Here is a 12,294-nt window from a genome sequence, read left to right on the forward strand (position 1 = left end):
AGTCGGCCCGGAAGGCATCGGCCGGTCCGTGTGCACGGTTTCGAAACCGGTCGGCTTCGGAGCAGCGGCGGATGCCGGCGGTGCGGCAGCAGCGGGCTGCCCGGCGAGCACGAGCATGCCGGAGAGTCCCCTCGGTAACAGCGTCGTCGCGGGCGAAGGTGGGCCGGTAGCGCGCGGGGACCGGAGGCTCAGATGGCGGTTCCGGTCAGGCTGGCTGCGGCCCGAGCGGCCGAAGGCGGCTATCGGTCTGCGCATGGCAGGGTCCGTTCTTCGAACTGATCCCAACACCGGTCGGAGTGCCCCCCAGCAGGATGCTGATGCTTCCCACTGTCCCGACCAACCTGAATGGCCCACACCGTTGTAGCTCCCGGCGTTGGAGTGCTTCGTCGCGCCGACTGTCCGTACTCAACCTTGGAGACCGCCTTGCGTGGGACCGTGCCTGGCGGGCGTGACGGGCAAGGTTGCTGAGTGACCGGCCGGGTCCTCGCCGGCGCCGCCCACGGATCCTCGGATGAGCAGCAGGCGGGGCCTTGACGGCTCTCCGGGGGCCGGGCTGCTGCCCGGGCCGAAGCGCCGGACAGGATTCGTGCCCGCGTTGAAACAGGGCCTTGAGGCCGGCGCTCAAGGGTGCCTTCCACGCCTCCGAGGGGGTCACGGCCGTACCCCGGCGCTGGTTCGCGGCCCCTGCGCCCTCCTGCCGGATGGTCGCCCACACGCCTGTCCGCGACATCGGGGTAACGGCTCTGACCTGGTGTGCTCGGCTTCTGCCACCTGGGGCCTGCCGTCGTCAACGCCCTGTCGCAGCGGATGACGGCCGAGGTGCGGCGCGGGGGACGCCGGTGGGTCCAGGAGTACGCGCGCGGCGTGGCCATCACCCCGCTCACCGAGGCGGGGGACGGCGACCAGCAGCGGGACCACCCTTGCTTTCTGGCCCGACGCCGCCGTCTTCGGAGCCGCGGAGTTCTCGTTCGACGCCCTGGTTGGGCGGTACAGGGAACTGGCTTTCCTGAACCAGGGCCTGCAGCTCTCCCTGACCGACCTGCGCCGCCCGGATCGGCCCCGCTCGGCGCGGCTCCGCTTCCCGGGCGGGGCGCGGGACTTCGTCGGCTTCCTCGCCGGCCATGCGGCGGCGTCCGCTCCCGTGGACTCCATCGCCTTCGAGTGCGAGGACCCTCGCATGGCGGGGGTGATGGAGGTGGCCTTGTGCTGGTGCGACTGCTCTGGGGAGCGGATGCGGAGCTTCGCCAGCAGCCGGCCCACGGTCGACGGTACGCACGTGGTGGGCTTGCGCGACGGGGTGGCGGCCGCGGTCACCGCGTACGCGCGGAAGCAGGGGCTGCTGACGGCTGCGGACCCCGATGTCGGCGCCGATCGGATCGGCGAGGGCCTGACGGCGGTCGTGTCGGTGAAGCTGGACCGTCCCGAGTTCCAGGGCGCCACGCGCTCCGTGCTGGGCGACTCCGACGTACGTGACTGCGTCGGACAGGCTGTCCAGGACCATCTCGGCAGGTGGCTGACGGAAGACCCGGAGCGGGCCGCAGCCGCCATCGACCGGATCGTCCAGCGTGCCCGCCGACACTGACCACCGACACTGACCGACGATCAACCGCCCTGCCGCGACCGCGGCGGGGAGCCCTCAACAGGCAGCGCTGCCGCGGTAGTTCGTTGCCCCGTTCCTCCGGTCTTCCCCCTGCCTGTGTCAGCGTGGCGGCCGCGCCGGCCTTGAGCTATTCCGGCCTGCTCTCCACAGACCGACGGCGCCCCGGAGGGCTGGATGCCGGTCGGCGAGGGCGCGCACCGACCCATCACTCCGGCACCGCGAGGCCGATCATGAAGGGGGCGGTCGGCGCCGGGTTGCGGCCCGGTGGGAAGCGGAAGTGGCGTACGTGCTTCATGGTGAAGCCGGATCCCGGAATGGCGCGGTCCGTCCTGCGGCTCACCCGGCAGCCGCCCGAGATGTGCGGCCACACGTGGTCCACCGCGCACTGGTAGGCGGCGAACCCCCGGGAGCGCGAGCGGATGTGCTCGTAGAAGCAGAGGTGCCCGCCGGGGCGCAGCACCCGTCGGATCTCGGCGAGCGTGGTCGGCAGATCGCGTACCGAGCACAGCACCAGTGAGCAGACGACCGTGTCGTACGACGCGTCCGCGGCGGGCAGCCGTTCGGCGACGCCGTCGGACACGGTCACCGGTACACGGGCCTTGGGTGCTGCCTCGCGCGCCAGGTCGCGCAGGGTCCGTTCCGGTTCGAGTGCCACGACCTCGGTGACGGTGTCCGGGTAGTGGGGGAAGTTCAGGCCGTGTCCGGCACCGATCTCCAGGACTCGGCCGGTGGCGGGGGCGAGCGACTCGGCGCGGTGTTCCTGGGCGCCGTGTTCCTCCGCCCAGGCGGCGAGTTTGGGGTACATCCGGGCGAAGCGTGGGTGGTTGACCTCGGTGTTCACTGTCCGTACCTCTGTCTCGGGTCCGACGGGTCAGTTCAGGGGGCGGCGGCCGGGGACGACCGGATCAGCGCACGTACAGGTCACGGCCGGCGAACTGGATCCGGCCCAGGCCCACCGCGTAGAAGCGCAGCAGCATGGTGTGCCGGGCCAGCGGGCGGCCGGTGCTGATGGTCAGGCGGGTGCGGGCCGTGCCGCCCGCCGGTACGCGCACCGACTCGTCGTCGAGCCGGAAGCCGAAGCCGTGCGGCTTGCCGTGGGTGATGCGCCCGCCCAGGAGGAGATCCAGTTCCTCGTCGCCGCCGTTGCCGATCTCCACGCCGAGCTCGGAGTCGGCGCCGGGGCGCAGCCGGTTGTCACCGGTGATGGTCAGCGTCACCGCCTCGTCCTCGGTGTCCTGTACGGCACCGCAGATCGCGCAGCTGATCAGGTAGCGGCGCAGGTGGGGGCGGAGGATGTTGCCGCTGACGTAGCGGTGGAGGGCCTCGCCGCAGTAACGGCACGGATCGTCGGTGCTCTCGGTGCGCTGCACCGTGTAGGTGTGGCGGTACGCCTCGACGAAGTGGTACTCGCGGCTCTCGGTGGCTTGCAGGAGCTTGTCCATGACGCCGCGGTCGAGCGCGGCGCACTTCTCCTGGATACGCTCGACGGAACGGCTGAACCGTTCCCACTCGGTCAGTTCGAAGCGTGTGTTGCGCGCTCTGCGGGCCATCGTGGGCAGGTTGTTGATCATGTCGGTCAGTACCGCGCGGCCCTTGTCGAGCTTGATGTCCAGGAACGCCAGGTTCTCGTACCGTTCGAAGGCCCGGGTCAGTCCGTCCAGTTCGGCCCGCGGCGCCGTGGCGCGTACGTCGAGGACGCGGGGCGACTCCTCCGTGAGCAGCGGCCGGTCCTGTACGCCCAGCACCATCACGTCGAGCCCGCCGTCGATCTCCGCGGCGGCCGCGTAGAACGGGGTGCGTCCGCCGAACGGTGTGGCGGGCCGGATGTCCAGGGTGCCGTCGCGGTGCGCCGCGAGGAGGTCCGGGTCGTCCAGCCGGACGCGGCTGTACGTCGGCATGAGGCCGTCGAAGCGGACGGTGGCACGGTCTCGCTCGTACGCGACCGACGGCACCGGGCCGGTCCGCGGCGCACCGCGGTCGCCGTAGGCGGCCTCCGGGTCGCCGATGACGATGACAGCCGGCGCGTCCACGCCCCACCGTTCGAGGTTGTCGTTGACCGCCCGTACGGCGGCGCCGACCGTCAGACCGTCCTCGATCAGGGCGTGGAAGAGCAGGTTCTCGCCGGGGATGCCGTCCTTGAGCAGCGGGCTGGCGATGAAGCAGCCCGCCCAGCCGTCGAGGAACCGGCGGGAGATGGTGAAGCGGTTGTGCTCGCCCATCAGCTGGGTGCCGAACTTCAGCGTCAGGCAGGCGTTGGCGAAGACCACCTGAGCCGTGACGGCGGCGGGGTCGTGCCGCCGCGCGTCCGGGTAGACGCAGGTGTCTCCCTGCATGCAGGCGGGCAGCGGGCCGGGCGCGCGCCGGGCCGCCGCCTGCTCCTCCGGGTCGTCGGTCAGACCGCACAGGATGTCGTCGGGGGTGACCCGCAGATAGTCCTCGCTGGCGTGGGCGATGAAGCTCAGCACCCGGCGCAGCACCGTGCCGTCCATGAGGTGGTCGGCGTCGACGGCGTCCGTCGGGTAGACCGTCAGGCGACCCGACGTCATCGGTTCCTTGCCCTTGAGGAGCCCGGCGAAGAACTCGTCGCGCTCCGCCGGGACGTGCGGGTAGACCAGCGTCTTGAACACCAGCTCGCTGAGCTTGGCCGGGGTCGGCCCGCACAGGACGCCCGTGTTCACCTCCGGGACCTCCCGGCGGAGCCGGTTCAGCAGGGCGAACTCCAGCACCCGTTCCGGGCCGACGACCGTGAGGTAGCCGCCGGGCGGCAGCTCCAGCGCCGCCTTCACGACCTGGCTCACGGTGTCGGCCCGTACCAGCCGGGCCTCCTTGGCCAGCGCGAACACCAGCGCCGGCGCGCAGAACCCGGCGTCGTCGGTGAGGGCGACGACGAGGTGGTCCTCCCGCCCGTCGCGCGCGCAGTCACCGGCCCCCGGAGGGGCGGCGGCCCCGGCCCGGGCCGGTACTTCGACCGTTTCCAGGCCGAGGCGCGCCGCGATCCTGCGGGGCCACACGTGCTTCCCGGCCGGGTCGAACACGGGCAGGTACCGCGCCCCGCGGCCGTGCTGAGCGAACGCGTACTCCAGATAGTCGCCGAGCGTCGTGGCGAGCCCTATGGTCACGTCTTCCAGCCCTTCTCGTCTCCGCGTTCCGGTGGCCGGGCCGCGCGGCACCGACCGGCATCGTCGTGGGCAGCCCTGGCTCAGGCGCCCGGCTTACGGGTCATGGCCCAGGTGCGCGGGCCGCCGCCGGGAAGCGGGTAGTCGGCCGTCACCTCGAAGCCGAGGCGCTCGTAGAAGCGCACGTTGCGTTCGTCGGAGGTCTCCAGGAAGGCGGGTACACCGGCCTGTTCGGCGGCTTCCAGGCCGGGCCGGATCACCGCGCCGCCCAGCCCCTGACCCTGGCGGCCGGGGTCGACGCCGACCGAGCCGAGGAACCACACGGGTTCGGTGGGCCGGTGGGGGCCCATCGCGGCCTCGGCCTGCGCGGAGACGTCGGCACGGTCCCCGGCGATCTCCGCGAACTGCGGGCCGATCTCGGCGAAGACGTTGCCCGCGTTCGCGGTTTCGGGGGTGGTCCAGACGGCCACCGCGTCGCCGTCGTCGGCCACCCACACCTTGCCGTGGTCCAGGCCGATGCGGGAGACGAACAGCTCGTTGAAACGGTGCAGGCGGGCGAGGTGGTCGTCGGCGGCGATGGTGTGGCGGGTGAAGGGGTAGTCGGCGAACGCGCGCTGGAGGGTGCGCAGGGCGCGAGGGAGGTCGTCGCGGGTGGCGGGGCGGACGGCGGGGGCGTTCGAGGTCATGGGTGTCACCAGTTCAGTTGGGTGGTCGGGTGGCTGGGTGGTTGGGTGTTGGGTGTTGGGTGGCCGGATGCGGGCAGAGCACCGGCTCGGTTCGGGCAGGGGCTCAGCCCCCGTCCGCGCACGGCCCGCTGTCGTCGGCGCCGAGAACCCCGACAGCCAGTTCGTGCAGCCGCGGGTTGGCCGACAACGCACCGCCTCCGGTGAGGATGTCGCCGCCCGCCAGGTCGGTGCAGCGGCCACCGGCCTCCTCCACCACCACCCGTACCGCAGCCACGTCCCACGGGCTGACGACAGGCTCGGCGGCGATGTCGACGATGCCCTCGGCCACCATGCAGTGCTGGAGGAAGTCGCCGTACGCCCGGTCTTCCCAGCAGGCGTCGGCCAGCCGCAGGTAGGCCTCCCTGGAGTGGAACTTCGGCCAGGTGCACAGGCTGGTGGTGGACAGGTAGGCGTCGCCGAGACGGTTCACGCCGGACACGTGAAGGGGGCTGGCGGCTCGTCGCCGCGCCGTGTCCAGGCGCCGCTGCCCGCGGCGGCCCACCAGCGCTGCCGCAGCGCGGGAGCGCTGACCACGCCCACGGTCGGGCGGCCGTGCTCGACCAGCGCGATCAAGGTCGCCCAGACCGGTACGCCGCGCAGGAAGTTCTTCGTGCCGTCGATCGGGTCGACGATCCACACGCGTGGCCCGTCCGGGGTGCCGCCGTGCTCCTCGCCGAAGAAGCCGTCCGCGGGTAGCCGCTCCTTGAGGGCGGTACGGATGGCGTCCTCGACGCTGAGGTCGGCGTCGGTGACGGGGGTACGGTCGGGCTTCTGGTCGACGCGCAGGTCGCCGGAGCGGAAACGGGCACCGGTGACGGCGTCGGCGAGGTCCGCGAGGTCGAGGGCGACGTCCAGGTCACCCGGGCTGGGCATATCGGTGTCTCCTTGGGGTGGGCGGTGGGGCGCCCGGGCCCGGCCGCCGCGCGGGGCGGCGGCCGGGGCACGCGGGCCGGGAACCGGGGGCTACTTCTGGTGCAGCTCCAGCAGGTGGTACTCCATGACCCGCACCACCTCGATACGACGGATGCGGCGCAGCAGCTCCACCCGCATGCCGGCGTCCTCGGCGAACCGGTCGAGCATCTCGCGGTCTCCGAGGTCGGCGGTGCCGATGAACAGCCGCCCGCCGTCGGCCAGATGGTCGCGCGCCCCGGCCAGGTAGCGGGCCTGGCCCTTGTAGCCCGGGTCGAACACGGCGTGATGCAGGTGGCTCTTGAGGCTGAAGTCGTCCTCCACGAACGTCCACGGTACGTTCCAGAAGATCGCGTCGAAGCGGTCCTCGGGGGCCAGGGCGTCGTACAGGTCACTGTGCAGGGCGCGTACCTTGTCGGCGACCTGGTGCCGGCGCGCGTTGGCCTCGGTGTTGGCCACCGCCTTCTCGTTGATGTCCAGCGCGGTGACCTGCGCGCAGCCGGAGAGCGCGGCGGTGACGGAGATGACGCCCGTGCCGCAGCCCACCTCCAGGAACGAGCCGCCCTCCGGGTACGGCAGGGCAGAGGCCATCACCTCGGTCGCCGCGGTGATGGTGCCGGGGAACACGTCGCGGTGCAGGTCCCACTCCCGGCCGAGCAGGGTGAACGAGTCGGGCAGGTCGTCGCCCTCCATCGCCCGGTTGAGTACGGCCTCGGCGGCTTCGGGGGATTCCTTGACAGCCATGGTTCCTCTCCAGTCCTCATGTCGGTCGTGCGGGTGGGGCAGGGCGGGGCGGGGGGCGCCCCGGGCCGTTCGGTGGTCAGGGACAGACGGTGCTCCGGCCCGTATCGGGGACCGGGTACGGGGGCGGGGCAGGATCCCCGCGCCCGTACGGCGGTGGGCCGGGCGCTCGTCAGCCGTCGTCGCGCGCGTGCCCGGCGAGCGCGGCGCGGTGGCGGCCGACCTTCTGGAACGCCTCGATGTAGGCGTCGATCAGCTCCTTGTCGGCGGGCCAGTCGTTGAAGGTCGGCAGGGACAGCGCCTGCTGCTCGACGCGCTCGGCGGCGGTGCCGGGGGCGGCTACGTTGGCGTGCTTGGGGGTACCCGGGAAGAGCGGGCTCTCGGCCGACGCGTACAACGGCAGGGTGGACAGCCGGGGGCCGGACGGCGCACCGATCTCCATGCCCTCGGCCCGCAGCGCGGTGATGAGCTGCTCGCGGGTGACGCCGGGCAGCGCCTCGGGCCGGAACAACGGCTTGTAGCCGTACCAGGCCCCCATGTCGACGTCCTCGCCGACGTGTACGGGCTCGATGTAGTCGACCTCGGCCAGCCGCTCACCGAAGTAGCGCAGCGCGCTGTGCCGGGCCTCCTTGCGCTCGGGGAACGCGGCGAGGGAGTGCAGGGCGACGATGGCGTTGAACGGCGACATGCGCAGTTTCAGCCCGAACCCGGTCACCCAGTGGTCGCGCAGCGCCTCGTCGGTGACCTCCTCGCGGCAGCGGTCACGGTAGTGCCCGAGCAGGGTGGCCCGGTCGTGCACCCCCGCGTCGTTGGTGACGAGGATGCCGCCCTCGCCGGCGAAGACGGCCTTGTTCGCCTGAAGGGAGAAGACCGCCGCGTCGCCGAAGGTGCCGCACAGGCGGCCCTTGTAGCGGCTGCCGTGGGCGTGCGAGCAGTCTTCCAGGACGCGCAGGCCGTGCCGCTCGGCGATGTTCATGACCGCGTCCATGTCGCAGGGGTGACCCCACTGGTGGACGACGGTGACGACCTTCGTCCGCTCGGTGATCGCCGCTTCCAGGGCCTGCGGGTCGATGCCCCGGGTGAGCGGGTCGATGTCGGCGAGGACGACCTCGCCGCGCAGCGCGTGGACCGGGCTCAGCGCCGCGTGGTACGTGAGCGCCGGGCCGACGACCTCGACGTCTTCCCGCACCCCGAGGGCGAAGTAGGCGGCGAACAGGGCGCTGGTCCCGGAGTTGAAGGTGACCGCCCAGCGGACCTGGTCGTCGAGGAAGGCGCGGAAGGCGTCCTCCAGCTCGCGGACCGGGCCGCTGCTGCCCTTGATGGAGATGTCGTCGTTGCGCTGCGCTGCCAGGGCGGTGAGTTCGGCCTCCTCGGCGCGGGGCGGCCAGATCTCGTGCGGGAGCGGCCGGGTGATGGCCGGGGTGCCGCCCAGCAGGGCGAGGCGTTCGCCGGTGGAAGTCACGGGGTCCTCTGTCTCTCGGTCGGGAAGCGGTCGTACGGGCGCAGGACGGCAGGGGCCGGGGCCCGGGGCTGGGGAAAGGGGCGGCCGGCAGGGCGTCGCGGGGTGGCGGTGAAGGCCCGTACCGGCGGTGTACGGAGGCGGCCGGGGGCGGCGGCCCCGGCGGCCGCGGGTCAGGCGGGGACGGCCCGGCCGGGTGCGGTCAGCGGTGGCCCGGCTTCCGCGGCGGTGCGGGTGCCGGCGGGCCGGTCGCGGTAGATGCGGTCGAGCAGCCGTACCGCGGAGAGCTGCCGCCGGACGTGCGTGGTGCGGTAGTCGCGGTCGTCCAGGTGCCGGAAGTAGTGGGCGAACATGGCGTTCACGGCCGCGCCCTTGGGCTGCTCGGACACCAGGCGGTACGCGACATCGCCGTCCGGGGAGTGCAGCGCCGCTTCTGTGGGCGTGACGTTCAGGGCGCCCTCGGTGCCCAGGATCGTCAGTTTCTCGACCTTCTCCAGGTTGTGCCGCGAGATCCGCAGCGAGCCCGCGAAGTCCAGCCCCGGGTAACTGAACTGCACGCTGGCCAGGTCCTCCAGGCGCCGCTCGCGCATCTCCTCGTAGCGGTGCAGGAAGGTGGAGCGCACCTCGGCCGGGGCCGGGAACAGGCCGCTGAGCACGTCGAGGAGGTGGTACCCCATGTCGAGCAGGACGCCGCCCAGGGCGAGATCGCTGGTGGCGCGCCAGCCGCTGGTCGGGGTGGGCAGGTTCAGGTGGTAGTCGTACGAGAACCAGTACGGCCTGCCGATCTCCGCCAGCTGCTCACGGGCGAACGCGAACACCGGGTTGAAGCCGCGCTGGACGAGGGTGAAGGCGCTGCGGTCCGCGTCGTCCACCAGCTTGACCAGTTCGCGGGCCTGCGCCTCGGTGACGGCGAAAGGCTTCTCCTTCAGGACGTGCTTGCCGGCGCGCAGCAGATCGCAGCAGATCGCGAAGTGCGCGTTGTGCGGAACGGTCACCACGGCGGTGTCGAAGTCGGCGGACCGCAGGGCCTCGTCGAGGCTGCCGTAGAGCGGGAAGTCCCACTGCCGGGCCAGCGCCGCGGCGTCCCCCGAGGGGTCCACGCCGCCGGCGATGTCGGTGTGCCGCCGGACGATCGGTAGGTACTCCTGCCCCTGGTGCCCGGCGAATCCGATCACCAACGAACGACATCGGGGGCGACTGCTCGGTTCAACCACGTGTGTCACGCGCTCTTCCCTTTCTGACCCGATTGCGGACGTACGTGCGTCACTGGCGTCACTGGACCGGCGACCGTCACAGCGTGTCGCCGATGTCCTTCCGGTGGGGTGCCGGTGTCCGGGCGAGCCAGGTGTGTGCCGCGGCCACCGCGTCCCGGACGAAGGTGCTGCCGCTGCGCCGGACGCTGTCGTCGAGGAGGGCGAGGTCGTGCGGCCCCACCCAGGCGCAGCGCGGGTGCTTGTCCCGTTCCAGGCGCGGGGCGGTGAGGTCGCCGACGGCCTCGACCAGATAGTCGATTTCGGTGCGGGTGCCGTCGTCGGCGTCCCACTGCCCCTCGGCCACCCGGTGCAGGACCCGGCCCAGGCGCCATCCGGTCTCCTCCGTCAGCTCGCGGGCGAGCGCCTCCAGGGGCTCTCGTCCGGCTCGACGTGGCCGCCGACCACGTCCCAGCAGCCGGGAAAGAGCCGGCGGTCCGCGGAGCGCTGCTGGAGGAAGACACGGTCCCGGCTGTCGACGATCAGAGCGCCGACCACCAGCTTTCCGGCGGCTCGCGGGCGGCCGGCGGGGGCCGGTGCCGGCCGGCCGTCCACCGCCCGCTCAGCCACGGCCGTGCGCCGCACGGTCGGTACGCGCCACCGCCGTGCCGGCGAAGTGGTCCAGCGTCCGGACGAAGGCGTCGCCGTGCTTGCGTGCCGCGGTGGCGTTGAAGCTGCCGGCGTTGTCGCACACCTGGTGGTAGCAGGGGTCGAACGGCTTGCCGGCCGTGCCGCCCCACAGGCGGGCCTGCTCGGCGGTCTTCAGCTCGAAGGAACCGCCGTTGAGGCCGCCGGCCGGAATGCCGGCCTTCATGAAGGGGGCGTAGTCGGACCGGCCGTCCAGCTTCCAGGTCTGCGCCACCTCGCCGGCCTCGGCGAAGGCGCGGGTGAAGCGGTCCGCGATGTCGGCCGAGCCCTTCGGCGGCGTGATGCCTCCTCGGGGTCGGCGTTCTTCCCGTCCATGGTGAACAGCCCGGAGTTGGGGCCGCCGATCATCTCCAGGTTGAGGTAGGCGGCGACGCGCTTGCGCTGCGCCGGGGTGAGCCGGTCCACGAAGTACTGCGAGCCGAGCATGTCGAACTCCTCGGCGCCCCAGAAGGCGAAGACCAACTGGTTCTTCGGGGCGGGCCGCTGGGCGCCGCGCAGCGCGCTCTCCAGGAGGACGGCGACGGCGGCGCCGTTGTCGTTGATCCCGGCGGTCTCGGGCACCGAGTCGAGATGGGCGCCGGATATCACCTGGTGTGCCGGATCGCCGGTCCTGGTACGGGCGATGAGGTTCTCGGTGGTGCGCTTCTCGGTGCGCGAGCGGAGCGTGAGGGTGCCGGGCGCGTCCTGCCGGGCGGCACGGGTCAGGGCCTCGCCGGTCTCCGGTGACACCCCTGAGACGGGGATGCGGGCCCCGGCGGCGTCCTTGAGCCAGCCGTACAGCTCGCCCGGCCGGTCGTTGATCACCACGACCGCGGCGGCTCCGGCCGCGGCGGCGGCCTTGCCCTTGTCGTCCATCGTGCAGCCGCCGTTGCCGACCAGCGCGATCCGTCCGGTGACCGTGGCACCGTCGTACGAGGCGGGCGCGCAGCCCTGCCGCCGCTCCTCGGGGCCCGTGAGCGCCGCGAACCGCGCGGTCAGGCCCTTCGCGGGGGTCGAGGGTGAGTACTTGGCCAGGGTGACGGGCACCGGCTGCCCGCCGGGCAGTGTGAGCCGTTCCGTGAGGACCTGGGTGAAGAGGAAGCCGAAGGGCTGCCGCTCGACCTCGTAACCCGCCTTCTTCAGCCGCTGTTCGACATAGTCGAGGGACTCCGCGTAACCGCTGGTCCCGGAGGCGCGGTTGCCGCCGTTACGGTCGGCTATGCGCTGGAGCGCGTCGACATGGGCACGTACCCCGCTGTCCGTGAGAGACGCCGGCGCCGTGTCCGCCCGGGCCGGCACCTGTGTCAGCAGGAGCGCGGACAGGACGGTGGCCGACACGGCAGCAGTCGTCGGCGTGCGGAAACCCACTTCTTTTCCCCTGTTGTGTGCCGTCCCGGGCGTGTTCCACCGGGGCGACAGGTGCGAAGCGCTTCCCGTGGCGGATGCGTGGCACGGGAGAAGCACTGGCCGGTTCGATGCGGCAGCGGGCATGCGAGCCCCTGCACACCGATGTGAAGGAAGCGCGGAGTGTCAGGAGTGACGCCCCGGCTTGAACGTGTCTCAGGTAATAACAAGTCATCGCGACTTTGCAAGCCCTTGGCGATCAAAGGGCGGGTTGTGAGGGCTGGGAGCCGACAATTCAGGCCATCGGTCGCCGGTCCGCCATCACGCCTCTGACCTGCAACGTAAGGGGTTCGAGAGGCGTCGAACGGCGGGTTCCCGCGGTTGCTGGCATGGCTGGATGGCAGCGGTCCGTTTATCTCCGCACCTTGCCGGAACTTTGCCCATACCCCGGGTAAACCGACTCCCGAGAACAATAATTGCCCGTTGAACCGTGTCCGCTTCGGCGATGCTTACCAGCCAAATA

9 protein-coding genes and 2 pseudogenes are annotated in these 12,294 nt (G+C 71.9%); 1 reads left to right on the top strand and 10 read right to left on the bottom strand.

Features of this window, described 5'->3' with window-relative positions:
• The first annotated feature begins 1,141 nt into the window (after positions 1-1,141).
• The gene (locus ACEXOX_RS39745; protein WP_406525574.1) at positions 1,142-1,582 is read left to right on the top strand and encodes a hypothetical protein; all 441 of its coding nucleotides are present in this window, start codon (positions 1,142-1,144) and stop codon (positions 1,580-1,582) included.
• Between the two features lie 223 nt (positions 1,583-1,805).
• On the opposite strand, the gene ACEXOX_RS39750 is transcribed toward ACEXOX_RS39745, so the two are convergent.
• The 10 genes and pseudogenes from ACEXOX_RS39750 to ACEXOX_RS39795 form a co-directional block, all read right to left on the bottom strand.
• A complete protein-coding gene (locus ACEXOX_RS39750; protein WP_406525575.1) occupies positions 1,806-2,441 on the bottom strand; it encodes a class I SAM-dependent methyltransferase in 636 nt (211 codons plus the stop codon).
• 64 nt (positions 2,442-2,505) lie between these two features.
• Positions 2,506-4,719 carry a hypothetical protein gene (locus ACEXOX_RS39755; protein WP_406525576.1) on the bottom strand — a complete coding sequence of 738 codons (2,214 nt, stop codon included), beginning with the start codon at positions 4,717-4,719 and terminating at the stop codon, positions 2,506-2,508.
• A gap of 80 nt (positions 4,720-4,799) precedes the next feature.
• Complete coding sequence (locus ACEXOX_RS39760; RefSeq protein WP_406525577.1) at positions 4,800-5,402, bottom strand: GNAT family N-acetyltransferase; 603 nt, start codon at positions 5,400-5,402, stop codon at positions 4,800-4,802.
• Between the two features lie 103 nt (positions 5,403-5,505).
• A pseudogene (gene hisN, locus ACEXOX_RS39765) lies at positions 5,506-6,314 on the bottom strand (histidinol-phosphatase).
• 90 nt (positions 6,315-6,404) lie between these two features.
• Complete coding sequence (locus ACEXOX_RS39770) at positions 6,405-7,094, bottom strand: class I SAM-dependent methyltransferase (RefSeq protein ID WP_406525578.1); 690 nt, start codon at positions 7,092-7,094, stop codon at positions 6,405-6,407.
• Between the two features lie 169 nt (positions 7,095-7,263).
• A complete protein-coding gene (locus tag ACEXOX_RS39775; protein WP_406525579.1) occupies positions 7,264-8,553 on the bottom strand; it encodes a DegT/DnrJ/EryC1/StrS family aminotransferase in 1,290 nt (429 codons plus the stop codon).
• Positions 8,554-8,723: 170 nt separating this feature from the next.
• Entirely contained in the window at positions 8,724-9,725 is a 1,002-nt protein-coding gene (locus ACEXOX_RS39780) for a Gfo/Idh/MocA family protein (protein WP_406525580.1), read from the bottom strand.
• A 115-nt stretch (positions 9,726-9,840) separates the two neighbouring features.
• Positions 9,841-10,385 (bottom strand): annotated as a pseudogene (locus ACEXOX_RS39785) (NUDIX hydrolase).
• Positions 10,363-10,614 carry a hypothetical protein gene (locus ACEXOX_RS39790; RefSeq protein WP_406525581.1) on the bottom strand — a complete coding sequence of 84 codons (252 nt, stop codon included), beginning with the start codon at positions 10,612-10,614 and terminating at the stop codon, positions 10,363-10,365. Before ACEXOX_RS39790 ends, ACEXOX_RS39785 begins: the two are co-directional and overlap by 23 nt.
• Entirely contained in the window at positions 10,611-11,765 is a 1,155-nt protein-coding gene (locus ACEXOX_RS39795) for a M28 family peptidase (RefSeq protein ID WP_406525582.1), read from the bottom strand. The genes ACEXOX_RS39790 and ACEXOX_RS39795 overlap by 4 nt, the downstream gene beginning before the upstream one ends.
• Positions 11,766-12,294 lie beyond the last annotated feature (529 nt).

Origin of the sequence: Streptomyces sp. Ac-502, from assembly GCF_045222935.1 — a bacterium.
Lineage (GTDB): Bacteria > Actinomycetota > Actinomycetes > Streptomycetales > Streptomycetaceae > Streptomyces > Streptomyces monomycini.

Excerpts from the sequence above, each read along its gene's own strand:
- ACEXOX_RS39760 (WP_406525577.1), bottom strand. The coding sequence starts at position 5,402 with ATGACCTCGAACGCCCCCGCCGTCCGCCCCGCCACCCGCGACGACCTC.
- ACEXOX_RS39770 (WP_406525578.1), bottom strand. The coding sequence starts at position 7,094 with ATGGCTGTCAAGGAATCCCCCGAAGCCGCCGAGGCCGTACTCAACCGG.
- ACEXOX_RS39790 (WP_406525581.1), bottom strand. The coding sequence starts at position 10,614 with ATGAAGGCCGGCATTCCGGCCGGCGGCCTCAACGGCGGTTCCTTCGAG.